Origin of the sequence: Nostoc sp. CMAA1605 (assembly GCF_021596505.1) — a bacterium.
Taxonomy (GTDB): domain Bacteria; phylum Cyanobacteriota; class Cyanobacteriia; order Cyanobacteriales; family Nostocaceae; genus Trichormus.
The window spans coordinates 37923-61787 of the sequence record NZ_PJIZ01000022.1; the positions used below are offsets into that span (position 1 = coordinate 37923).

A 23865-nucleotide genomic window follows, 5' to 3' on the forward strand; every position below is an offset into this window, starting at 1 on the left:
CTGTTTCCGGAATGACTTAAAGATAAATCAGTAAGGCATGGATTTAATTATTCGCAGCAGGTTTGTTAAGTATTTTTACTTGAGAAATAAGCTACGTTAATACTAAATTTGTATGATTGTACAACTTTAGCTGTTCACGAGAATATTGGGGACTGGGGATTGGGGATTGGGGATTGGGGATTGGGGATTGGGGACTGGGGATTGGGAATTGGAAGGTAGAATTCATTTCTCAACTCATTACTCATTACTCATTACTCATTACTCATTACTCATTACTCATTACTCATTACTCATTACTCATTACTCATTACTCATTACTCATTACTCATTACTCATTAACCCTGTACTTCTGTATCTTCCTCAACAACTTCCGCTTTTTGGGTGAGTGGTTTGACGACTTTAGCGATCGCCTCCTGCACGAATGCTTTAATAAATTCATCCCGACGATTGATTTGGAACTGTCGCTGTACTACTTCCGTCATTCCGCCATCACCCCAGTCTTGATCATGGCGGAAATATTCAATAAAACTTTTCCCAGCAATACGGGTTAAATATGCGGCTGTCACGCCTTGAATAGCTCTGCCAATTACAAATGTTGCTACATTTAATTGCAAAGCTGTCGTGAGTAATTGAATTGCCCCTTTGACTATACCTAAACTGGCAATTGTCTTGGCTAAAGATAGGGCTAACTCTCGCCCCCGTTCCATGTTTAATTCACAACCATAGACTCTACCAATCTCAACGACCATTTGGGCATTGACGGCGGCTGTTGCTAGTAAATCTACTACGGGTAGAGGTGTCACTGATACTACACCGGCCCCAATCCACTGAAACCTCTCGACGATTTTATCAGCTTGGCGGCGGCGTTGAGCATCGATGAGTTTGCGCGCCTCTTCCCCTAAGCGCAGAGATTGCAAGAGAATATTATCTGCAACTAAATCCTCACCCTCAGCCCGTAAAATAGCCGCCATGCGCCGCAGTAAGGGGACAATATCTGGTTCTGGTTGGAAGATTTCCCCAGTTTCTAGTTGAGCAGATTGGGGATTCGCCGCGATCGCCACTACATCGTTTGTAGCAATAAATCCCCGCACCCGTTGGCGTAACCGTGCTAGGATGACTTCCTTATCTTCGTCTGTATATAAGTCTGTCTTATTGAGAACCAAAAGCGATCGCTTACCAATTTCCGCTAAACCTCGAAGTGGTTCATACTCTGACCGTCGTAAATCATTATCCACCACAAATAATAGTAAATCTGCCTCCGTTGCCAACGCCCTAGCTAATTGTTCCCGTTCTGTTCCTGCTACCCCAGCCTCTAAAATCCCTGGTGTATCAGTAATTAAAATTTTCCTCTCCATTCCCTTTAGCCGTAAACAGTAGGTTTCCCCGGCTGTAGTCGTCCCCATTGGCGCGTCTACTCTCCCTACCATGCGCCCCATAATCGCATTCACCAAGGAAGTTTTGCCAGCACTCCCAGTGCCAAACACCACAACTTGAATCTCACCCCTGGCTAAATTAGCTTCAATCTCCTTGGTACGGCTGAGTAAAGCTTGGCGTGTGACTTCATCTTGAATTTGCGCCACTTGTTGTCTGACAGCTTGCAAAGTAGAAGAAGCTGCATCTGATTTAGCCGCCGGAATTTGTGCTGGTGTCACCCGTTGACGACGGCGACGGGAACGTTGTTCACCAGCCTGTAACACCAGTACATAATAAACAAACGCTGCAACCAAACCACCAACTAAGACAATCAGCAGCAACAGCAGCAAATTGCCCAAAAATGGCGAATAGGATAATTGCCAATACAAACGAGACAGGGAATCAATCAGCCACAAGGCGAGTCCCAAAATGACAATTAAACCAACAATTAACGTGACTAGGCGCGACAGAGGTATGTGTGGCATTGGTCAAATACTAATTATCCCAATGCTTCTAATCTTAACGTTGTGAGGGTGTAAGGGTGTAAGGGTGTAGGGGTGTAGGGGTGTAAGGGTGTAAGGGAAAGTTCGTAGTAAGGACTTCAGTCCTTAGATGAGGACTAAAGTCCTCACTACAAACTGTTTTCTTAACTGAACTGTATTGGAATATTAGCGATCGCTCTTTCTATTTCTCATCCTTAAGTCTATAGTTTTACATCTACAATTCCTGCACAATAGGGACTGGGCATTGGGCATCGGCTCAGAAATTCTACCTTGCTTCCCCTGCTCCCTGCCCCTTGTCCTCTGCCCCGGCTTACTAAGACAAAAGGAGAAATCAACACTATGGGACTTTTTGATCAAATTCTCAGTGCTGTCAACAACCCAAATCTACAAGGTAATATGGGTCAAATAGAAGGTATTATCAACACTGTACAGGATTTGAGTACAACAACTGGTACAGATCCAGGCACCATACAATCTGTAATCGGGGTTGTAGGTAACTATGTCCGCGCCGCTTTACAACAAAAGCAAGCCAGCCAAGGCAATGAATCAGCACAGGCTTTAGTAAATCAGTATGCTGGTAATTCTTTTGATCCACAAGCCGTTAACGCGCTATTTTCTCCCGACAAACAACAACAAGTTGCAGGTATAGCAGCCCAGCATACTGGTTTAGATGCAAACACAATTCAACAATTACTCCCGATTGTTGTACCTTTAGTGTTGAATTTCCTGCAATCTGGATCTAATGTCCAAAATGCTCAAACTGCTGGAAATCCAGTTTTAAATAATTTCCTAGATGCAGACGGTGACGGCGATGTTGATATCGCTGACGCTATCCAATTAGCTAGCCGGTATGTTCGCAGATAACCACATTTTTAATTGGTGTCAGTAGGGGCGGGTTCTGTGAGATATTCACACTTTCAGTAGAACGAGTGGAAAAACCAAACTATATTAAGCAATCTAAAAATACGAGGATTCAGTTTGTAGTAAGGACTTTAGTCCTTTTCTGTTAGCGGAGCGTCTGTCTACGACACGCTACGCTAACGAAGAGAGAACTAAAGTTCTCACTACAAACCTTTAATTATTTACCTTGTTCTACTTAAAACAGATATTTTTGTGAGATCCGCCCTTACAATAGCCAATACTCAACAAACCTCACATTCTTCCAGACACCACAGAAACTTTCCGTTGACTAACTGTTGTAGAACTGCTCCTTTCCACTAAAAACGGCGATAACAGCAGGTTTTCTACAGTTTTTCCTTGAAATAATTCCAGTAGCATTGTCATAGCCAATTGACCCATTTCTAACATTCGTTGACTAACCGTTGTCAGTGGTGGTGTAACGTAACTGCTGAGAGCCGTATTATCAAATCCCACTAGACTTAAATCTTCTGGAACTATCACACCTAATTCTTTACAAGCTAAAAGTGCGCCGACTGCCACCATATCGTTATAACAAAAAATACTAGTTACTCCTGCCTCTACTAGTTGAGAGAGCATTTCTTTACCAATATCAATGTCTTTATTTTTATAGTTTTCAGAATTGCGTTCAGGAATTGCCACCCAATGATTATTTTGTGGTAAACCCGCATTATTAAGAGCTATTTTATACCCTTCTAAACGCTGTTGTTCGGCTTTGCTACCATCACCTACACCTAGATATCCGATGCAGGTGTGTCCTAAATCTATGAGATGTTTGACGGCTAAAGAACCACCTAGGCGATCATCTATAGAAACGGAGTGAAATATTTCACCGCGATCATCAGTATCAACGTTGATCAGAACTGTTGGTACAGTCAATTGTGTTAACTGCTTTGTGTATTGTTTACTAATGCGGGAGTCAGCTATGACAATCCCGTCTACTCTCCGATAGTGAAAATTCTCAATGGCGGCTAGTTCTTGCTCAAAGTCTCCGTGGGAAGCATTTAATAAAACATTTAAACCTGCTTGTTTGGCGACTTCTTCAATTCCCTCTACTAGTTCACCAAAAAAGGGATCAGCAATGGAAGTGACAATTACCCCAACAGTATAGGTACGTTGATTTTGTAAACTTTGGGCGATCGCATTCGGTACATAGTTCATCTCCTGCGCTAGTCGTTTGATTTCCTCCCGCACCCTCGCACTAATCAACGGACTATCTCGTAAAGCACGGGAAACCGTGGAATGGGAAACACCCGCTTTGCGAGCAATATCTTCAATGGACACTTTCCGTTTACTCATGTTCAGCATGGCTGTAAGTAACGTAAATAAAATTAACATATTTTTTATGCACAGGTGTGCAAAAATAAAAAACATCAGTAATGCACACCTGTGCATAAACACCACCCCTAACAATTAATCACACCAAAATTTATAGGTGTCTCTCACTCCACAACCCATTACTTCAGCTTGGGTAGTTGGTTTGATATTTCAGAATATGAACATTTAACAGATGTAAATTCTGTTGACTTTTGTTAACTAAAAATGCGTTATAGGATGTCAAGGAATGTGAATAAAATTACTTTATCAACAACTTTATTAAGTATTATCGGTAGCTCTCTTGTCGGCTGTACAAACGTTTCTCCCAATGCTGACCTAGCCACACCAACAGAAGCTAAAAACGTTAGTGATAACAGTATACAGACTACCAAATTACGTTCCGTTGGTGTAACTCTGGGCGATTTAAGTAATCCTTTTTTCGTCGTCATGGCTAAAGGTGCAGAAAAAGCAGCGAAAAAAATTGGTGGTGATGATGTCAGAGTGACAGTAGTTTCTAGTGGCTATGACTTAAATCAGCAATTTAACCAAATTGAAAATTTCGTAGCTGCAAATACTGACATTATTATTCTCAATGCGGCTGATTCTAAAGGCATTAGACCAGCAGTTGACCAAGCTAGAAAAGCAGGCAAAATTGTCATTGCAGTAGACACAGGCGTAGACGCAGAAGTAGACGCAACCGTCACCACTAATAACTTGCAAGCCGGTGAAATTAGCTGCCAATATATTGTTGATCGCCTCCAAGGTAAAGGCAACGTAGTGATAGTTAACGGGCCACCGGTCACTTCCGTAATTCAGCGAGTGGATGGTTGCTTAAAAGTATTAACCAAATATCCCGATATCAAAATCCTATCCAAAGACCAAAACGCCGAAGGTAGCCGAGATGGGGGACTAAGAGTGATGAGTGATTTACTAGTCACCTTTCCCAAGATAGATGCAGTCTTCGCCATCAATGATCCTAGTGGCGTAGGAGTAGATTTAGCTGCCAATCAAGCCAAACGGCGAGACTTTTTCATTGTAGGAGTTGACGGCGCACCCGAAGCCATCGAAGCGATCGCCTCTCAAGATAGCCTCTATGCAGCAACAGCTACCCAAAACCCCAGAGGAATGACAGAAACAGCAGTTCAGGTAGGTAACGACATCTTACATGGCAAAAAGCCCGCATCACCCAACATATTGATTCCCGCCAAGCTGATCACCAAAGAGAACGTTAGTACATCGACTGGATGGTAGGGAATGGGGCATAGGGAATGGGGCATGGGGCATGGGGGAGGGAAGAAGTAAGATTTCCTACCAACTACTCATTACTCCTTACTCCTTACTCAGCACTCAGCACTCATCACTTAATAATCATGACAACAAATATTAAAACCAATTTCCCCCCGGCGACTGCCACACCTGTATTAGAAATGCAAGGGATTGCGAAACGATTTCATGGTGTTCCGGCTTTACAGGGTGTTAATCTCACCATTTATCCAGGAGAGGTTCACGCCCTCATGGGTGAAAATGGCGCAGGTAAAAGCACATTAATGAAAATCTTAGCTGGGGCTTATATTGCCGATGAAGGTGAGATTTGCATTCATGGTCAACCTGTGCAAATTACTGATCCAGGTACAGCAAGACAAGCGGGAATTAATCTGATCTACCAAGAATTAAATGTTGCACCCAATTTAACTGTCACTGAAAACATTTTTATGGGGAGTGAGTTGCAAAAGGGTCAGTTTTTAGACCGCAAAAGCATGGAACTCGAAGCCCAACAAGTGTTAGACAGTTTGGGAGCTAGTTTTTCACCGCAGACTATAGTGGGAAAATTAGCGATCGCAGAACAACAACAAGTCGAAATTGCCAGGGCTTTAAAAGACAACAGTCGGATTTTGGTGATGGATGAGCCAACCGCAGCCCTGTCTGACCGTGAAACTGAGCGTTTGTTTGAGGTAATTCGCAAACTTCGCCATGATGGCATTGCTATTATCTACATCAGCCATCGTATGGAAGAAATCTATGCTCTAGCTGACCGGATTAGTGTACTGCGAGATGGTCAATATATCGGCAGTCTCACCCGTGAGGAAATTTCCCCCCAGCGATTAGTACAGATGATGGTTGGCCGTTCCATGCAGGACTTTTACGAACATCAACGGCAGAAAAATCCTGGAAAAGTGGTGCTAGAAGTCAGAAATATTAGTGACGGACGCAAAGTGCAGCCAACTAGTTTTCAACTGCGTGCTGGCGAAATTTTGGGATTATCGGGGTTAGTTGGTGCAGGCCGTTCCGAAATATCACGGTTGATTTTCGGTGCTGACCGCAAAATCAGTGGTGAAGTCTTCCTCAATGGCAAAAAATTAGAGATTAATTCCCCGACTGATGCCATTGCAGCTGGGATTGGCTACGTCCCAGAAGACCGCAAAGACCAAGGTTTATTTCTGGAAATGAGTTCCCGTAAGAACATTGGACTCAATCGACTCAAACAGGATGCCAAAGCAGGTATTGTCAACTGGGGTTCAGTCAATAAAATTGCCACGGAAGCCGTCGAAAACTTTCATATCCGACTGGCTAATTTGGAAATTAGAGCCGTGGATCTTTCCGGTGGTAATCAACAAAAACTGCTGTTAGCCCGTTGGCTAGCCATTAATCCTAGAGTCTTGATGTTGGATGAACCCACACGCGGCGTAGATATCGGCGCGAAAAGCGAAATTTACCGCATTATTAGCGATTTAGCAGCCCAAGGGGTAGCAATTCTCATGGTTTCTAGTGAACTACCAGAGATTGTGGGTATGAGCGATCGCGTTTTAGTCATGCGCGAAGGCAAGTTAGTCGGTGAACTTGACGACACCCCAGGCAAGGAAATTACCCAAGAAAACATTATGCACTATGCAACTGGAGCATCGGAGGTATCTGCATCATGAGTCAAACTTTAAGACCAATCAACAACAGACCCAATCAAAATTCCTCAGCTAATCGGCGCAAATCCATCAACAACTTACTGCAAGTAGCAGGGATTTTACCGATTTTAGTCATCATCTGTATCTTATTTTCCCTGCTGAGTCCCAACTTTTTCACACCAGGTAACGCCGTCAATATCTTACGTCAGGCATCAATTAATATTGTCTTGGCAACGGGGATGACCTTTGTGATTCTCACCGGTGGTATTGACCTTTCCGTGGGTTCAATCTTGGCCGTATCTGCGGTAGTTGCAGTTTTAGTATCTTTACTACCGGCGTTGGGTTGGTTAGCTGTACCTGCGGCTTTAGTCACGGGATTGCTTTTGGGTTTACTCAACGGTGCGTTAATTACCTTTTTGGATGTACCGCCGTTTATTGTCACCTTGGGTTCATTAACTGCCTTGCGGGGTGCGGCTTTTCTAGTTGCCAACGGTACGACAGTAATTAACCGCAACATCAATTTTGCTTGGGTGGGTAATAGCTATGTCGGCCCTCTTCCTTGGTTAGTGATCCTCGCCTTACTGACGGTAGCTGTAAGTTGGTTTGTACTGCGACAAACAGTTTTAGGTGTGCAGATTTACGCCGTTGGTGGTAACGAACGCGCCGCCAGATTAACCGGCATTAAAGTCAATCGCGTATTGCTATTTGTCTATGGTTTGAGTGGATTACTCTCAGGTTTAGCCGGAATTATGAGTGCTAGTCGCCTGTATAGTGCCACAGGCATTTTAGGACAGGGTTATGAATTAGATGCGATCGCAGCCGTAATTCTAGGTGGTACAAGTTTCACAGGTGGGATAGGCACTATCGGCGGTACACTCCTTGGTGCATTAATCATTGCCGTCCTCAACAACGGCCTAACTCTGCTCAATATGTCCTACTTCTGGCAACTAGTCGTTAAAGGCTTAGTCATCATCGCCGCAGTCATGATTGACAGACTCCGCAGACGTTCTCGACGTTAAAAACCACAGTTACAGGAGGGTTTGATCAGAGGCAGAGGGCAGGGTGAGGAGGGCAGGGGGAACTAAAAGTACCTCACCCGCAAGTGGCGTGATTTTTCCCCCTGCTCCCCTGCTGTTCATTCATAACTCTCCTTCTCTCCTCTCTGCACTTTTATCGAAAAATTGGGTTGAAAACCCCGTCCTTGTACAATACTTTTCTTTTCCTTTGTTCCTTCGCGCCTTTGCGCCTTTGCGTGAGACAATTCATATTCTCAATCAGCAACGCCAAAAATTGAAACCTCTCCAACACCGATACATATAACGAGAGATTTCTAATTTTTCATGCAGATTTTTACCCATATCTAGCCAAACATCACACTACACCCAATGCTGAAACACCTTTTATCGAGTTTGCCGCTTCTATTGTTGGCATCTCCAGCCGTCCTAGCCGCACCCGTAGATAATTCTCAATCCGCAGATATCGACCAAGGACAAGTCACCTCAGTTTCTCAATTCTCCGATGTCCAACCAACGGACTGGGCATTTGCCGCATTGCAATCATTAGTAGAACGCTACGGTTGTATTGCTGGTTATCCTAACGCCACCTATCGCGGCAACCGTGCTTTAACTCGTTATGAATTCGCCGCAGGTATAAATGCTTGCTTAGACCGCATCAATGAATTAATTGCCACATCTACTAGCAATTTAGTCAATCAAGAAGACCTAGCAGTGTTGCAAAAATTACAAACCGACTTTGCAGCCGAATTAGCAACCCTACGTGGTCGAGTAGATAGTTTAGAGGCACGTACCGCCACGTTAGAACAGCAGCAGTTTTCCACCACTACCAAGCTGAGTGGTCAAATTATTACTGCGGTTAGCGACACATTTGGCAATAAAGTCGGCGGTACACGGGATGAATCTAACCTCTTTTTTGCCACCCGTGGCCGTCTCAACTTAGAAAGTAGTTTTACTGGCAAAGATTTATTGCGAGTCAGATTAGAATTTGGCAACTTTGCCAACAATGCAGGCTCAAGTCAAATAGCCACAGCTACAGGCACAGGCATGACACGCCTAAACTTTGATCATGATAGTAACAATGATTTATTCGTGCCGCACATTCGTTACTACTTCCCCGTCAGTGATTCCCTCTCCTTCGTTGTTGGCCCTGTAGGTATCGGCTATAACGACATCACAGATAATGTCACACCCGCCGCGATCGCCGATGATGGTAATGGTATCCCTTCATTATTTGGGAAAAACAGTTTGCTGTTTGAGAGGGTGGCGGCGGTGCTGCTGCTAACTGGAAAATTAGCGAAGACTTGATTTTAACTCTCGGCTATTTAGCCAACAGTCCCAATAACCCCAGTCCAAAAAATGGTTTATTTGACGGCGGATACAACGCCTTAGCCCATCTTGTTTACTACGGTAAACAAGGTGCAGTAGGTGTGGCTTACTCCCAAGGATATAGCCCTGGTGGCAGTGTAGATATCACAGCCGGAAGAGGTAGTGCTTTATCTAGCGCACCTTTTGGTGATAGCATTGCCACTTCTAATAGTATGGTTGGTGTACAAGGATACTATCGGTTTTCTCCTAATTTCCAAGTTCATGCTTGGGGCGGCTATATCTGGGCAACTGCCAAGAACTCTGGCTTCAGTAATATTTCCAACGGTAGAGGTAGCACAGATTCCTTATTCGTCAATAGTGGAGACAACGCCAACGCTTGGTTTGGGGCGATTGGGATGTCATTTCCAGATGTGGGAGGTAAAGGCAACTTACCAGGAATTCTCTTAGGTTTACCGCCCCGTGTTACTCACAGTGATGTCCGAGAAGAAGGGGATAACTCCTATCACATCGAAGCATTCTATCGCTTGCGACTTAACGATCATATCTCAGTGACTCCTGGTGTTTGGATGATTTTAAACCCCGAAAACAACAGTCACAACGATACGCAATATGTAGGAGTATTACGTACAACCTTTGATTTTTAATGATTTGAGATTTGAGATTGGGAACTTGTTCCATCTCAAATCCAAAATCTCAAATCCAAAATCTCCAATTTAAAACCTCAAATCCCTAGTTCCCCAATCCCCCATTCCCAATTCTGGCGTTAACCTCTGCTCTTCATAATTAGTAGCTTTTTGAGTCACAGCCAGCACCCCAAACACAATCGCACCCCCTAAAGCTAAAGCCAGCCACGGACGCTTACACAGAACAAAATCACGGATAATTCTAGCTAGAGGACTGCTTTGACGACGGATTGCTGAACAAATCAGCATTTGATTCAACACAAACGGATCACGCACATAATGTCCGCTTTGACAAACCACTAGTCTTTCTTGACAATACGGACAACTAAATAAACCGATATAAGTTTTCAATACCTTTGCCCTAGTATGTCTTTGGCAGATAGGGCAAATAACATAATGATGATCAAAGGTGTGTGTATTCATCTACATCTTCCGCTTAATCCTGTTAATTGACTCTCTTGATCTGGTGATATTAAATTCCCAAACAATACTGAGTAAGTTAAAAATTTGTGTATAACTTAATCATTAATTACATACTTACTTATCCATACTGAAAGTTATGCAAGGCTTGCAACATAAGGATATTGTAGATAGGTAAGAATCTCTAATATGAATAATGGCAGTATAATTATTTGCTATTGGCAATATTCTCTCTATGAGAGAATCAATGTAGTCATTATTCATACCTTGATGTTGGTGTTGTTCATTAACCATCGCTTCTCTTTTAATTTAACCATTATCTCCAGAAACATTTAGAGCCGCAAAATTTTTTTAACTAAATCTTTGCAACCAGGTGTTAGGGAATGGGGAATTGGGCATGGGGCATAGGGCATGGGGCATGGCGCATGGGAGACAAGGTAGACAGGGCAGAAGGTAAGAAACACTAATGACTAATGACTAATGACTAATGACTAATGACTAATGACTAATGACTAATGACTAATGACTATTGACTAATGACTATTGACTAATGACTATTGACTAATGACTAATGACTATTGACTAATGACTATTGACTAATGACTATTGACCATTGACTCTGACTTGTCTGCTGAATGAATAATGTCTCACAATAAGAGATAACAGATAAAAACTTAAATTTCTTCCTAGATTTACCTGTTTTTTCAATGACTCTATTGCCCTCTGCTGAACTGGGGAAGGCAAAGGAACAAATTGTCTTGTCTTCCTCCCCTAACCGTTTATTGCATCTCATTAACCGTTTTCAACTTTCTCCTGAAACCGTCGTGCTGTTTTTAGCTTTAATTATCGGCGGCGGTACTGGTATGGGTGTGGTGACTTTTCATTATTTAATCGAGTTGATTCACCAGCTCATGCTAGAAAATTTGATGGGTGTAATTGGGGCTTGGGGTTCTTGGACTCTAGCTTGTGTCCCCATGTTAGGTGGCTTAGTTGTAGGGTTGATGCGCTGGCGGACTCAAGATTTTGGCCCCGGACTTTCATCTTTAATTGCTGCTTCTGATGGTACAGAAATTAGACGGCAATTACGCCCAGTGACTAAAATGTTGGCTGCATCGGTTTCTTTGGGAAGTGGTGCTTCTTTGGGGCCAGAAGGGCCGAGTGTGGAAATTGGCGCGAATTTTGGGATGTTGCTGTCTCTAATTTTGCAGGTTTCCCAGGAAAAGCGGCGTTTACTTTTGGGTGCTGGTGCGGCGGCGGGATTAGCAGCCGGATTTAATGCCCCGATCGCCGGAGTCTTTTTCGCGCTAGAAGTAGTTATGGGAGCAACTTCTTTTGCTACTTCGGCGGTGAGTATTGTGTTACTCGCCGCAGTGGTTGCAGCTTTAATTGCTCAAATTGGTTTGGGGGCGCAACCTGCTTTTGCTTTACCGGTTTACCAAGTCCGTAGCCCTTTGGAGTTACCGATTTATTTGGGCTTGGGCTTGGGTGCTAGTTTAGTTTCTCTGATATACACACAATCAATTCGTTTAGCAAAGGCTTGTTTTGCTGGCTCAATTCCTGGCTTCAGTTTTTTTGGCAAAATTCCTCAACCCATACACCCCATTATCGGAGGTGTAATTGTTGGTGTTGCGGCTTTGCAATTCCCGCAAATTTTGGGTACTGGCTATGAAACAGTCCAAGCAATGCTGCAAGATGTAGAACTTTCCCTCAATTTACTTTTAGCTTTACTACTAGTGAAATTGTTGATGACAGCTATTAGTGCAGGTAGTGGTTTTGTGGGGGGTTTGTTCGCACCTGCAATGTTTCTGGGTGCTTCTTTAGGATCAGCTTATGCCAAGATTTTACCCCTGATTGCTCCTGGTTTTGCTGAATATATGGCTGCACCACCAGCTTATGCAATGGTGGGAATGGCGGCTGTATTAGCTGGGAGTGTGCGCGCTCCTTTAACGGCAATTTTAATGTTGTTTGAATTAACGCGCGACTATAGAATTGTTTTGCCTTTAATGGCGGCTGTCAGTTTAAGTGTATGGCTAGTAGACCGCATTCAACCCAATGCTGATGCTAATGCCAATCTGCAACAAATTGGCCTAGCAGAGTTGAAAGATGAACAGGAGGAATTATTACAGCAAATTTTAGTAGAGGATGCAATGCTTTCTTGCCCGAAAAAACTCCCTGCTAGCTTGGGAGTTTTGGAAGCTGCAAAAGAAATGACACGCGATCGCACCCGTAGTGCTTTAGTAGTTGATGGAGCAGAACAATTAGTTGGGATACTCTCTCTAGAAGACATTAACCGCACGCTTTCCCTATGGCAAAATTACTCTAATTCTTCCACCGAAAACCAGAGTAATTTTGCCAGTCAAACTATCATGGATATCTGTACCACTGAAATACTTTATGCTTGGCGTGATGAACCTTTATCTGAGGCTTTTGATCGAATGACTCTCAGAGGTTTGCATCAGTTACCAGTGGTAGCACGGGATAACCATGAATTGATTTTAGGTTTATTAGATCGAGAGCAAATCGCACTCACCTATGACTTGGCAGTTACAAGTAAAGCAATTCATGGGTTAGCCAATGGCCATTAGTTATTAGTCCTTAGTCTTTAGTCATTGATTTAACTCATTTTATGAGTCAAATATCGAGTCTAAAATCTATTGACTATTGACTATTGACTAATTATGCTGTAGCTTCCTCAGCTTCTACGCCTAACTTTTCATCTTCATCTACTTGACGCAGGCGAATGTGCTTTTTACCTAAAGTAATGAGAAATTCATCTCCTGGTTTGAGGTTCATCTGTTTTGTGTAGGCTGAACCAATTAACAAGTTACCATTGGATTGCACACTAATTCTATAGCTAGCACTACGTCCACCGCGTCCATTCGCATTGGGCGCGCTGTCTAACTGAATGCCTTCAGCATCAATTAGGGCATTCAAGAACTTCATCATATTGACGCGCTCTACACCATTTTTAGTAACGGTATAGTAGCCACACTGCTTTGCTTTTTCTTCTTTGCTAAGGTTCTCTAGCTCTTTGACTTTCTTGAGCAGTTCTTCACCGACTAGGGGTTCAATCTTTTTCTGTTTAGGCATCAACTTAGGTCAAAAATCAATGGTTAAAGTAGTTGAATCGATTTTCTTTTAGCTGACTTAAGCTAATAGGAACATTATCCTTTAGTTTTTATCTCAGCCTAGCCAAGTATATTACATTCAAAGGTAAAAATGTTGCAAGTTTTTCAATATTGTTAAGACCATCTATTTTAGATAATGATGATAAATATCTTTAGTTTGTTGATCACTGCTAAACTATATTTATTTAAGTTTTCTAAAGTGGTGCAAAAAAACTTGTCTATTTACTGAGATTGATCATTGGAGTGAAAAGTGATAAGCAAAACTGATCCTTAGTCAACCCATTTTGGATTTTAGATTTGCGATTTCGGATTGACACCGATTACTCGTTGAGTGTGGGGCTTAGAGATTGTAGATTGACCGTCTTCTCTACGAGATGCTGCGCCAAGGTAGCAGACGTAGTGCAGCGAGTATTTTATATTTTTCCACCCACGGTGGGACTTGTAACCTAAAAAATCCAAAATCCAAAATCCAAAATCTAAAATTAGGAGGGTCAATAGTCAAAATTCAATAGTAAATCGCTCAATACAGTTGCTAGCTTATAGAAGATGTGGTAAATGGTGCTGATAATTGCTAAAGGGTAGTTCCTAAGAAACGATGACTTACTCACATACCGTTGACTGTTGACTAATGACTAATGACTAATGACTAATGACTAATGACTAATGACTAATCCCCATGAAACTAACTACTAAAGGACACTACAGCGTCAAAGCATTACTTGACTTGAGTTTACAACCTGGTTATGGGCCTGCATCTGTGAAAGTAATATCTAAACGTCAAGATATTCCGGCTCCATACCTGGAAAAATTACTAATAGAAATGCGCCGTGCTGGACTTGTCAAATCAATTCGCGGTAGTGTAGGAGGGTATCAACTAGCAAAAAAACCCGCGCAAATTTCGATAGGGCAAATTTTAGAAGCCGTAGGAGAAACAGTCACAAATTTACCTCATCATACCCCCACACCAGCGCAAACAGAAGATTGGGTAACATTTAGCTTGTGGCAAAGACTCAACCAAAAGCTGAAAGAGGCTTTGTATAGTATTACTTTGGCAGATTTATATTACGATGCTCGTAGTTGGCAAGCATCTTTAGGAGAAGAAGCGAGTTTTGTGGTTTAGTCAATAGTCAATAGTCAATAGTCAATAGTCAATAGTCAATAGTCATTAGTCATTAGTCATTAGTCATTAGTCATTAGTCATTAGCTTTTCTCCTCTGCTACCTTGTCCACCTTGTCCCCAGTCCCCAGTCCCCAGTCCCCAGTCCCCAGTCCCCCCAAAAACGTGCTATCTGCTCTCATCCTTCTCTTGGCGGCAATTTTAGATTATTTAATTGGTGATCCTTGGGGTTGGCCTCATCCTGTGCAGGTGATGGGATGGGTGATTTCTCGTTTGAGTAAATTATTTCTGCAATTTTGCCATAAACCTTTCACCCAAAGATTAGTAGGAATTATCTTGGCTTTGATTTTAATTATTGGTAGTGGTGGTGTGGGTTGGGTGGTGATTTACATAGCGGGATGGTTACATCCATTATTAGCGATCGCTGTTCAAGTTATGCTTTTAGCTAGCTGTTTTGCTTTTCGGAGTTTGCGAAATGCAGCAGTTGATGTTTTAACACCACTAACAGCTAAAGATTTACCGTTAGCACGCCAAAAATTAAGTCAATATGTAGGTAGAGACACAGAAAATCTATCAGAATCAGAAATTTTACGCGCGGTTTTAGAAACAGTTACAGAAAATGCTACCGATGGTGTAACATCTCCACTGTTTTACGCTATCATCGGTGCTTGCATTCCAGGTGTGGGAGCTGCACCTCTAGCGTTAGCATACAAAGCTAGTAGTACCCTAGATTCAATGGTGGGGTATCGAGAACTTCCTTATACATATATAGGATGGTGTAGTGCGCGACTAGAAGATTGTTTAACTTGGTTGCCTTGTCGTCTCACAGTGTTAACTTTAGGTTTATTATCAGGGAAACCTGGATATGTATGGCGCATTTGTCGCCGTGATGCTAAAGCTGATCCTAGTCCTAATTCTGGTTGGAGTGAGTGCGTTTATGCAGCGATTTTGGGTGTGCAAATGGGTGGTACAAATTGGTATCGAGGAGTTCCTAAGCCAAAGCCGCTATTAGGAGATCCCATTCATCCCATTCAACCAATTCATATTAACCAAGCCTTACAGCTTACCAGATATTGCTTTTTACTATGGTTAGGAATAGCGATCGCAATCCTAATAAACTAGTCATTATTTCATACACTGGGCATAGGGTATAGGGCATTGGGCATAGGTAAAAAATTCTCTCCAGTCCCCATTCCCCAGTCCCCATTCCCCATTCCCCGTTCCCCATTCCCCATTCCCCATTCCCCAATTATGCCTACACCAAGCAAAATTGTTGAAATCCTTTCTGCCGAAGATTTACGCCGTACTGTAACGCGTTTAGCTTCTCAGATTATCGAAAGAACTCGCGATTTATCACAGTTGGTATTAGTTGGCATTTATACCCGTGGAGTACCGTTAGCTGAACTATTAGCCCGTCAAATTGAGACACTAGAAGGTATTGATACACCAGTGGGAGCATTAGATATTACTTTCTATCGGGATGATCTAGATCAAATTGGTTTGCGAACTCCAGCCAAAACCAATATTCCCTTTGACTTGACAGGAAAAACAGTGGTGTTAGTAGATGACGTGATTTTCAAAGGCAGAACAATTCGTGCTGCATTAAATGCTGTCAATGAATATGGTAGACCAGAAGTGATTCGTTTAGCTGTGCTGGTTGACAGAGGTCATCGCGAATTACCTATTCATCCAGATTTTATAGGTAAGCAATTACCCACTGCCAAAGAGGAAGTTGTGAAAGTTTATTTCCAAGATTGGGACAGTAAGGATGCAGTGGAATTAATTGGTTATTAATTCAGCAAGTGCTGAGTGCTGAGTAGTGAGTGCTGAGTGCTGAGTGCTGAGTGCTGAGTGCTGAGTGCTGAGTGCTGAGTGCTGTTAGCGGTAGCGCGGCGTTTAGCAGGTACTGACTAATGACTAATGACTAATGACTATTGACTAATGACTAATGACTAATGACTAATGACTAATGACTATTGACTAATGACTAATGACTATTGACTATTGACCAACTGTCTTCTTCTTTACCTCGTTTAAACGCTTTTATTCCTGTAGAGGGATTACCAAACCGCCCTAAATTAAGGTTTATTGTAAAAGTAAGTCTTAGAATTGTTGACGACATAGGACAAAATATATTTTTTATCTCAAGATGACTCAATTTAGACCTCATAGACAAAGATGCAATGTTATTTTTTATTGTTTTGACAGCATCAAAGTAGAGGGATATAGATATCATATTTAATCATTACTTTAAAAATCCTTCATTATCAAACTACACACTTTCATAATTTTGCTTGGATAAAACAATTGAGAGCAAAACGCTGGTTGGAAACTGAAGAACTGCTACTAGCAGCGATGGGAAGCAATGGAAAAGAGTCCAATTAGAGTCTTGTTAATTGATGATAATGAAAATGATTACGTTCTCACTCATGATTGGTTAAGTGAGTGTCAAATAATCACCTGTGAACTAGAATGGGTCGATAATTATCAAGCTGCTCAAGCTGCGATCGCTCAAGCTCAACATGACATCTATATTGTAGATTACCGTTTAGGACTAGATAGCGGACTGGAATTAATTCGTGAAGCAGTTAATGATGGTTGCAAAGCACCCGTAATTTTACTGACTGGTCAAGGAGACAGGGAAATCGACCTGCAAGCAATACAAGCAGGCGCAGCAGATTATTTAGAAAAAGGATTATTGAATGCACCTTTATTAGAACGTGCGATTCGTTATGCTATTGAACGCAAAGACACAGAAAAACAAATTAAGCAACAAGCTGCTTTACTTGATATTGCGAAAGATGCCATTTTTGTCCAGAATTTAGCCGGACAAATTTTATTTTGGAATCAAGCTGCCGAGTTACTTTACGGCTGGGAGAAAGCAGCAGCTATTGGGAAGAAAACACATGAACTGTGGCAAGAAACTAATTTACAACTATTAAATACAGCTTTAGAAGATTTAAAAAAAAATCACTATTGGGAAGGTGAATTAAATCAAAAAACTAAAACTGGAAAAAACATCATTGTTGAAAGTCGTTGGACGCTAGTAAATGAATTTGGAGAACAAACCGAATCGATTCTTGTAGTCAACACAGAAATTACCGAGAAAAAACAACTAGAAGCACAGTTTCTCCGCGCTCAACGTTTAGAAAGTATCGGCACTTTAGCTAGTGGAATTGCTCACGACCTCAATAATGTCTTAGCTCCTATTTTAATGACAGCACAACTATTAGAATCCCAAATTCAAGATGAGCGTTCTTTGCGACTACTGCCGATATTAATTAGTAATGCTAAACGAGGCGCAAATTTAGTTAAACAGGTACTTTCTTTTACCCGTGGACTAGAAGGCGATCGCACTCTTTTGCAACTCAGGCATTTAATTCTAGAAGTGCAACAAATAATTAAAGAAACATTCCCGAAATCAATTGAAGTTGCTACTAAAATCTTACCAAATCTTTGGACTGTATCGGCTGATGCTACACAAATTCATCAAGTGCTGATGAATTTGTGTGTGAATGCGCGTGATGCTATGCCAAATGGGGGGATATTACAAATTGCGGCTGAGAATTTTTTCATCGATGAAAATTATGCCAGGATGAATTTAGATGCAAAGGTCGGCTCTTATGTGATGGTAACGGTGACAGATACAGGTAGCGGTATTAGTCCAGAAATTTTAGACCGAATATTTGAGCCATTTTTCACCACCAAAGAAATAAATCAAGGGACTGGGCTTGGTCTTTCTACTGTTCTTGGTATTATTAAAAGTCACGGGGGTTTTATCAATGTCACTACGGAAATAGCCAAAGGTAGTCAATTTAAAATCTATTTACCAGCACAAGAAGCTAAAGAAACGCTGGAGGAAATAGAAGCAGAATCACCTCTAGGCAATGGAGAACTGATTTTAGTTGTAGATGACGAAGATGCAATTAGAAACATTACTAAAACATCCCTAGAAAGCCACAACTACAAAGCTATCACAGCCAGTGATGGTATTGAGGCTATAGCTTTATATGCAGAATATCAATCAGAAATATCTTTGGTATTAACAGATATGGTCATGCCGTCAATGGACGGATTAACGACGATTCGCACATTACAAAAAATTAACCCTGGAGTCAAAATTATTGCGGTCAGTGGACTGGCTACTAGTGATAAAGTAAGTGCAGCCCATAATATAGGTATTCAAGCTTTTTTAGCAAAACCCTATACAGCTAGTCAGTTATTACAAACAATCAGTAGAGTCAATCAATTTTAAATTTTAGATTCAATCCAAAATTTAAAATCTAAAATTCGGAGTTTCAAACAGAAATAACACTTAGAATACTGGTGTCATGCAAACTAACCAAACTATAAAATCTGAAGTTTTAGCAGCGAATACAGCCTTTTATCGAGCTTTTGAAAAAAAAGATATAGATGCGATGAGTAATGTGTGGTCAAAAGGTACTGGTAGTTGCTGTATTCACCCTGGTTGCGATGCGCTACGGGGTTGGCAAGAAATCAGCATTTCTTGGGAACAAATATTTAAAAATACGGCTTATATGGAAATTAATACTGATATTCTGAATATAGAATTAGTAGATAGTTTAGCTTATTTAAGCGTGATAGAAAATGTCTTACAAGTGGTTAGAGGTAAAAGGTTAGAGGCACGCTCAATAGCTACCAATATATTTCAATTATTGGGAGGTAAGTGGTATTTAGTGCATCATCATGGTAGCCCAATTATGAGATAGTAATTAGTAATTGGGATTTAGATTTAGGATAATTTTTTAATAAACTTATGAAATCAGTGCTGACATCTAACCATATTGCTATTCAAAAACCTAGAGAGGAAGATAGCTTTGCTATTACCTTTGCACCATTATCTATAGATGAAATCTATCATCGAGCCGATGATCCTGCTAATGGTGCTGTTGTAATTATGAGTGGAACGGTTCGCAATCAAACTGATGGTAAACCAGTGATTGCGCTGGAATATCAAGCGTATGAACCGATGGCCTTGCAAGTTTTTTATCAAATTGCGGCTGAGATTCGCCATCAATGGACTGATGTAAATCGTGTAGTTATTCATCATCGCATCGGACGTTTGCAAATAGGAGAAATTAGCGTTTTAGTAGCAATTGGTTGTCCGCATCGCAGTGAAGCTTTTGATGCTTGTCGTTATGCAATTGATACTTTAAAACACAATGCGCCCATTTGGAAAAAGGAATGGTACAGTGCAGAAAATGGGGCTTTATCTAGTACCTGGGTAAGTATTGGAGCTTGTGAACAGTCAGGAGACAACTGTTAGATAAATAATAAGCGATCGCTCTTAACCCAAGATGAGGAAATATTAACTTTCCTCATCTAATCAATTAAATTCATGTAATTTTCAGGCGGAAAATTTCACGCAAATTAGTGAGATTTTTCTTGATATATTTATCGAGAATTGCGGGGATTAGTAGAAGCAGGAATCAATTGAGGAAATGGGTCTGGTTGTGGTTGGGGAATTCTAACTCCACGACCTTCTTGTGCGGCTCTGATTTTTTTAAGCTAGTTCGTAGTAAGGACTTTAGTCCTTACTACAAACCTTTGATTATTTACTTAACTTGCAATTAGGATTAATGGACTTCCAAAAAATAAATTATCCAATTTCTGCGAGAAGACATCGTGATTTTTCCCCCTGCTCCCTGCCCCCTGCCCCTCTGCCTACAAAGTGATAGTATATTTTTCTAGTGGTAAGTCCCTAATTTCTTAGCGCAGGTTAATGGGATATTTCCTAAAGGTATCTCCGCCGGTGAAACGTACCAGTGGCCGTCCCGTTCTATTAACCAGTTGTACCGCCGCAGAACAACTTTCAGGTGTCGCAATTCTGACTCTATCTATATTCCAGTTATCGTAACCATCAAAAGGATTGCGGGGTGCGCCACTATGTTCGATTCTCAATCCAGCCAAGTCACCAATTTTTGTCCCTGATGGTAAAGGAATAGTTACTGTATTGGTGGAGTTATTTGGCCAATTTCTTCCCTGGTTAAGATTTACCTTTGACAGTGTTGTGCCATTCTGTAGTTTAATTACTCCGTAGGCTACAGAACCGCCTCTGATGTCATCACCGCCAGTGGTAATGGCTACTTGCAAGGATGAAATAGGTGTATTTCTGGCTGAGGATGGGGCATTGAGGGTAATATCGTGAAATGTGTTGACTCCAGTCAAACGCACCAATGGCCGTCCAGATGTGTTTGCTAGTTGTACCCCAGCAGAACAGGTTCTAGGTGTAGCAACCTTGAGGGTATCAACATTCCAGTTATCGTAGCCATCAGGAAATCGCCGGGGCGCGCCATCATGTTCTAGGGTGAAAGAAACTAAATCCCCAAGTGTTGTACCTGTGGGTAAAGGTAGAGAAACCCTGTAGGTGGAGTTGTTACCCCAGTTTCTACCACGATTTAGATTAACTTTTTCTGTCCTTCCACCTCTTAATTCCACAATTCCGTACACAACAGAACCACCACGCAAATCATCACCACCAGTAGTAATGGTTACATCTAAAGCGGAAACCTCTGTTGTGGGAGATTGAGCGATACTCCAGGGGAGTCGCTGCGCGATCGCACTGTTTTGTTGTACAGTCAAAACAGCAGTAGTGGGTACAAGTAAACTCAGAATGAGGCTTTTAAATCTAATATATTTGTTCATAGATATTTCCTCCTACTTAACTTTCTGCCATCACGAGAGTTAGTTGATTTCGTCCTCACTTTCAATAACAGGTGAGGCTGAGAAAATATTCCGAAATTTGCTAAAAAATTTTTGCTCAACATCATAAAAAGACTGCAAAGCAAGACTCAGTAAGCTTTTCGTTACTCATGCAATCTTTAGCAGGTGCATAAAATCTTATCCCCAAACCTATATATGTCAGTGTTTTTGATCTGACAAATAGCAATTTCATTTGGAACAGACGTATCAAGGATTAGTCTATTGAGTAATCTGCAATCGCCGTCCTCTTATGATCTGCTCTCTTTTTATGTAAGTTGAGATAATATACTTATGCAGTCAAAACCAATCGCAGATACCGTTACACATTTCATCATTGATGCCGAGTATCAAGAAGTAATCGCCAAGATTGCGCGCAAATATACTAGAGGCACTTCTATGTCTTGGGAAGATGCGGTGCAAACTGCAATGATGAAAGTTTACGAAGCTGTCAAAGCTGGAAAGTTTCACCAAGGGGGAATGGCAGAATTTCAGCGTTGGGCTACAGTTGTAGCGCGATATGAGATTATTAACTTTGTGAAAAAAGAACAGCTGCGTCACTACCAAAGTCTCGATACTACTATCGCTGGTACAGATTTGTTTTGGGTTGATACCATTGCTGATGATAGTAATTTATGGGATGTTGTCACCCGCGCCGATTTAATTATCCAAGCAAAACAAGCAATTATCAATCTAGATTCGCGGTATAGCGATCGCGGTTATCTCAAATTATGGCAGCTAATGGTTGCAGGAAAAAACCAAACCCAACAAGCGTCTGCATTAGGAATTAGTCAAGGTGAAGTTTCCAAGCGTTGGAAAGAATTAGTTGGACGTGTCGCTATGGAATTAGGACTATTACAACCCGAAGCCATTAAACACGCACAAACTCAAACCAAAGCTACTCGCAAGCGTTCACAAGCCACATGGTAGTTTTTTCGCCAATTTGGAAGAATTTATTATTTGTTGGCATAGAATAATCCACTGACTTGTTAACACAATTAACAACCCTTCAATATCGGGAAATTTTCACCTATGCGTAGAGAATCTGAAAAATCTCAATCTGCTAATCTGCGAAAACCTTTAGCAGCACCACAACCTGGAGAAATCTGGGAAATCAGTCGCCACTTACAATATTATGGTGAGTTTTCCCCCACTGCCGAAAATCAATTCTACTCTACCGCAGCTCAAAGCTTTTTACGGGGGGAAACTCCACCTCGTTACGTCATGATTATCACAGAACCGGAAGCAGAGATTGTTTCTGTCATGGTATTGTCTACCGAAACTAATTTTATTTCTGATATTAATTTATTAATTCCTGCTCAGATTTCTGGTTCAGCACAAGATTTATTAGCAGAAACTTGGCACGTACAACCGATGTTAGTTAGTAATTTATTACAGCCAGTTGGTCAAAGGTTATCAAGGAAGATTTACGATGTTTTACTAACAGTAGGAGACTACTATCATGGTTTAGTTGATCAACAACTAGAAAATCATCATATTGAAAAATTAGGTTTAAAATTAAACGCTACAACATCTTTAGACATCAATAAAATCACTCTATTTCATCAACAAGAACAAGACTGGAGTGACGTTCTAACAATATCCGTAGCAGCTTATCATACCTATATTAAAACTGTAAACTTTACTGATAAAATTCTGCAAGAGCAAATAGATATAGAGCAAGAATTAGCAGAATTTGAGTCCACTGAACATAAATTCATCACTTCACTAGCGACAGCCTTAAATAAAACCCATACTATTCTCAGTCGCTGGACACAAAATATTTTTGAACCCGAATGGCAAAACTCTTCTCAACTACCAAAATTCGCAGTTGCTACCCGCAGTGCTAGGGAATTACAACACTCTCCCCTCAACCCTGATGAAATTACGGCAATTATTCAGCAATTATCATCTACAAATGACGAAAAACAACGCCAGCGAGCAGCTAAAGATTTAGGAGAGGTTGCTGTTGGTAATAGTGATGCAATTCAAGCCTTGGTGAATTTGTTACGCAGCACAGCTGATGATGAAACATTATGGATAGCTGTAGAAAGTTTGCGAAAACTTGATCCAGCAAATCAGGCTGCTGGTATCAGACGAATTAAACTGATTGATTTAGGAATAGAGATTGCAGGTAAAGATATAGCTTTAGCAGTGGCATTTTTACACAAGATTGATGGTGATGTTAGCGTACTTTTACAAATTTATCCCACAGGTAATCATAATTATTTACCACCTGATTTAAAACTGATACTGCTGGATAATTCTGGTAATATATTGCGAGAAGTTATAGCTAGATGCACCGACATTTATATCCAACTCAAGTTTAGCTGTACAGTGGGAGAAGCATTTACTGTGCAAATAGCTTTAGGTGAGACGAATTTTAGCGAAGATTTTGTAATGTAAT

The 23865-nt window shown here is 41.3% G+C and carries 19 protein-coding genes and 1 pseudogene; 15 read left to right on the forward strand and 5 right to left on the reverse strand.

Annotation, left to right across the window (positions count from 1 at the left end; translation table 11 throughout):
• The first annotated feature begins 145 nt into the window (after nt 1-145).
• On the forward strand, nt 146-385 hold the full coding sequence (locus CV014_RS10410) for a hypothetical protein (protein WP_236141955.1): 240 nt from the start codon (nt 146-148) through the stop codon (nt 383-385).
• Here CV014_RS10410 and CV014_RS10415 read toward each other — a convergent pair.
• A complete protein-coding gene (locus CV014_RS10415) occupies nt 336-1889 on the reverse strand; it encodes a YcjF family protein (protein ID WP_236141995.1) in 1554 nt (517 codons plus the stop codon). The genes CV014_RS10410 and CV014_RS10415 overlap by 50 nt on opposite strands.
• Nucleotides 1890-2255: 366 nt before the next feature.
• On the opposite strand from CV014_RS10415, the gene CV014_RS10420 reads away from it, so the two are divergent.
• Nucleotides 2256-2780, forward strand: coding sequence for a DUF937 domain-containing protein (locus CV014_RS10420; RefSeq protein ID WP_236141956.1), 525 nt, complete (start codon nt 2256-2258; stop codon nt 2778-2780).
• 288 nt (nt 2781-3068) lie between these two features.
• On the opposite strand, the gene CV014_RS10425 is transcribed toward CV014_RS10420, so the two are convergent.
• The gene (locus CV014_RS10425) at nt 3069-4172 is read right to left on the reverse strand and encodes a LacI family DNA-binding transcriptional regulator (protein ID WP_236141957.1); all 1104 of its coding nucleotides are present in this window, start codon (nt 4170-4172) and stop codon (nt 3069-3071) included.
• Nucleotides 4173-4388: 216 nt separating this feature from the next.
• On the opposite strand from CV014_RS10425, the gene CV014_RS10430 reads away from it, so the two are divergent.
• From CV014_RS10430 to CV014_RS10445, 4 genes and pseudogenes are all read left to right on the forward strand, one after another.
• Nucleotides 4389-5402, forward strand: a complete 1014-nt coding sequence (locus CV014_RS10430; RefSeq protein WP_236141958.1) for an ABC transporter substrate-binding protein — start codon at nt 4389-4391, stop codon at nt 5400-5402.
• 119 nt (nt 5403-5521) lie between these two features.
• Nucleotides 5522-7072: a sugar ABC transporter ATP-binding protein gene (locus CV014_RS10435; RefSeq protein ID WP_329608369.1), complete on the forward strand. Its 1551-nt coding sequence runs from the start codon at nt 5522-5524 to the stop codon at nt 7070-7072.
• Nucleotides 7069-8067: an ABC transporter permease subunit gene (locus CV014_RS10440; protein ID WP_103137811.1), complete on the forward strand. Its 999-nt coding sequence runs from the start codon at nt 7069-7071 to the stop codon at nt 8065-8067. Before CV014_RS10435 ends, CV014_RS10440 begins: the two co-directional genes overlap by 4 nt.
• 366 nt (nt 8068-8433) lie before the next feature.
• Nucleotides 8434-10034, forward strand: a pseudogene (locus CV014_RS10445) (iron uptake porin).
• Between the two features lie 69 nt (nt 10035-10103).
• Here the strand turns inward: CV014_RS10445 and CV014_RS10450 are convergent.
• A complete protein-coding gene (locus tag CV014_RS10450; protein WP_236141960.1) occupies nt 10104-10496 on the reverse strand; it encodes a hypothetical protein in 393 nt (130 codons plus the stop codon).
• Between the two features lie 704 nt (nt 10497-11200).
• On the opposite strand from CV014_RS10450, the gene CV014_RS10455 reads away from it, so the two are divergent.
• On the forward strand, nt 11201-13078 hold the full coding sequence (locus CV014_RS10455) for a chloride channel protein (RefSeq protein WP_236141961.1): 1878 nt from the start codon (nt 11201-11203) through the stop codon (nt 13076-13078).
• Nucleotides 13079-13169: 91 nt separating this feature from the next.
• On the opposite strand, the gene CV014_RS10460 is transcribed toward CV014_RS10455, so the two are convergent.
• On the reverse strand, nt 13170-13583 hold the full coding sequence (locus tag CV014_RS10460; RefSeq protein WP_103137815.1) for an AbrB family transcriptional regulator: 414 nt from the start codon (nt 13581-13583) through the stop codon (nt 13170-13172).
• 714 nt (nt 13584-14297) lie between these two features.
• Here CV014_RS10460 and CV014_RS10465 point away from each other — a divergent pair.
• The 6 genes from CV014_RS10465 to CV014_RS10490 all read left to right on the forward strand — a co-directional run bounded on the left by CV014_RS10465 (nt 14298) and on the right by CV014_RS10490 (nt 20025).
• On the forward strand, nt 14298-14741 hold the full coding sequence (locus tag CV014_RS10465) for an Rrf2 family transcriptional regulator (protein WP_236141962.1): 444 nt from the start codon (nt 14298-14300) through the stop codon (nt 14739-14741).
• Between the two features lie 162 nt (nt 14742-14903).
• Nucleotides 14904-15860, forward strand: a complete 957-nt coding sequence (gene cbiB, locus CV014_RS10470) for an adenosylcobinamide-phosphate synthase CbiB (protein WP_236141963.1) — start codon at nt 14904-14906, stop codon at nt 15858-15860.
• A 129-nt stretch (nt 15861-15989) separates the two neighbouring features.
• The gene (gene pyrR / locus CV014_RS10475) at nt 15990-16532 is read left to right on the forward strand and encodes a bifunctional pyr operon transcriptional regulator/uracil phosphoribosyltransferase PyrR (RefSeq protein ID WP_236141964.1); all 543 of its coding nucleotides are present in this window, start codon (nt 15990-15992) and stop codon (nt 16530-16532) included.
• Nucleotides 16533-17103: 571 nt separating this feature from the next.
• Nucleotides 17104-18993 (forward strand): hybrid sensor histidine kinase/response regulator, encoded by a 1890-nt coding sequence (locus tag CV014_RS10480; protein WP_236141965.1) that lies wholly within the window; start codon nt 17104-17106, stop codon nt 18991-18993.
• A gap of 76 nt (nt 18994-19069) precedes the next feature.
• Complete coding sequence (locus CV014_RS10485) at nt 19070-19468, forward strand: YybH family protein (protein ID WP_236141966.1); 399 nt, start codon at nt 19070-19072, stop codon at nt 19466-19468.
• 47 nt (nt 19469-19515) lie between these two features.
• Nucleotides 19516-20025 carry a molybdenum cofactor biosynthesis protein MoaE gene (locus tag CV014_RS10490; RefSeq protein ID WP_236141967.1) on the forward strand — a complete coding sequence of 170 codons (510 nt, stop codon included), beginning with the start codon at nt 19516-19518 and terminating at the stop codon, nt 20023-20025.
• Between the two features lie 443 nt (nt 20026-20468).
• On the opposite strand, the gene CV014_RS10495 is transcribed toward CV014_RS10490, so the two are convergent.
• Nucleotides 20469-21404 carry a hypothetical protein gene (locus CV014_RS10495; protein ID WP_236141968.1) on the reverse strand — a complete coding sequence of 312 codons (936 nt, stop codon included), beginning with the start codon at nt 21402-21404 and terminating at the stop codon, nt 20469-20471.
• A 348-nt stretch (nt 21405-21752) separates the two neighbouring features.
• Here CV014_RS10495 and CV014_RS10500 point away from each other — a divergent pair, with 348 nt between their 5' ends.
• On the forward strand, nt 21753-22388 hold the full coding sequence (locus CV014_RS10500) for a sigma-70 family RNA polymerase sigma factor (protein WP_236141969.1): 636 nt from the start codon (nt 21753-21755) through the stop codon (nt 22386-22388).
• Nucleotides 22389-22490: 102 nt separating this feature from the next.
• Nucleotides 22491-23864, forward strand: a complete 1374-nt coding sequence (locus CV014_RS10505; RefSeq protein WP_236141970.1) for a DUF1822 family protein — start codon at nt 22491-22493, stop codon at nt 23862-23864.
• The last annotated feature ends 1 nt before the right edge of the window (nt 23865 follow it).

Excerpts from the sequence above, each read along its gene's own strand:
- CV014_RS10430 (WP_236141958.1), top strand. The coding sequence starts at position 4,389 with ATGTCAAGGAATGTGAATAAAATTACTTTATCAACAACTTTATTAAGT.
- CV014_RS10500 (WP_236141969.1), top strand. The coding sequence starts at position 21,753 with ATGCAGTCAAAACCAATCGCAGATACCGTTACACATTTCATCATTGAT.
- CV014_RS10485 (WP_236141966.1), top strand. The coding sequence starts at position 19,070 with ATGCAAACTAACCAAACTATAAAATCTGAAGTTTTAGCAGCGAATACA.
- CV014_RS10435 (WP_329608369.1), top strand. The coding sequence starts at position 5,522 with ATGACAACAAATATTAAAACCAATTTCCCCCCGGCGACTGCCACACCT.
- CV014_RS10480 (WP_236141965.1), top strand. The coding sequence starts at position 17,104 with ATGGAAAAGAGTCCAATTAGAGTCTTGTTAATTGATGATAATGAAAAT.
- CV014_RS10450 (WP_236141960.1), bottom strand. The coding sequence starts at position 10,496 with ATGAATACACACACCTTTGATCATCATTATGTTATTTGCCCTATCTGC.
- CV014_RS10465 (WP_236141962.1), top strand. The coding sequence starts at position 14,298 with ATGAAACTAACTACTAAAGGACACTACAGCGTCAAAGCATTACTTGAC.
- CV014_RS10490 (WP_236141967.1), top strand. The coding sequence starts at position 19,516 with ATGAAATCAGTGCTGACATCTAACCATATTGCTATTCAAAAACCTAGA.
- CV014_RS10440 (WP_103137811.1), top strand. The coding sequence starts at position 7,069 with ATGAGTCAAACTTTAAGACCAATCAACAACAGACCCAATCAAAATTCC.
- CV014_RS10505 (WP_236141970.1), top strand. The coding sequence starts at position 22,491 with ATGCGTAGAGAATCTGAAAAATCTCAATCTGCTAATCTGCGAAAACCT.
- pyrR (WP_236141964.1), top strand. The coding sequence starts at position 15,990 with ATGCCTACACCAAGCAAAATTGTTGAAATCCTTTCTGCCGAAGATTTA.
- CV014_RS10455 (WP_236141961.1), top strand. The coding sequence starts at position 11,201 with ATGACTCTATTGCCCTCTGCTGAACTGGGGAAGGCAAAGGAACAAATT.
- CV014_RS10425 (WP_236141957.1), bottom strand. The coding sequence starts at position 4,172 with ATGTTAATTTTATTTACGTTACTTACAGCCATGCTGAACATGAGTAAA.
- CV014_RS10495 (WP_236141968.1), bottom strand. The coding sequence starts at position 21,404 with ATGAACAAATATATTAGATTTAAAAGCCTCATTCTGAGTTTACTTGTA.
- CV014_RS10420 (WP_236141956.1), top strand. The coding sequence starts at position 2,256 with ATGGGACTTTTTGATCAAATTCTCAGTGCTGTCAACAACCCAAATCTA.
- CV014_RS10460 (WP_103137815.1), bottom strand. The coding sequence starts at position 13,583 with ATGCCTAAACAGAAAAAGATTGAACCCCTAGTCGGTGAAGAACTGCTC.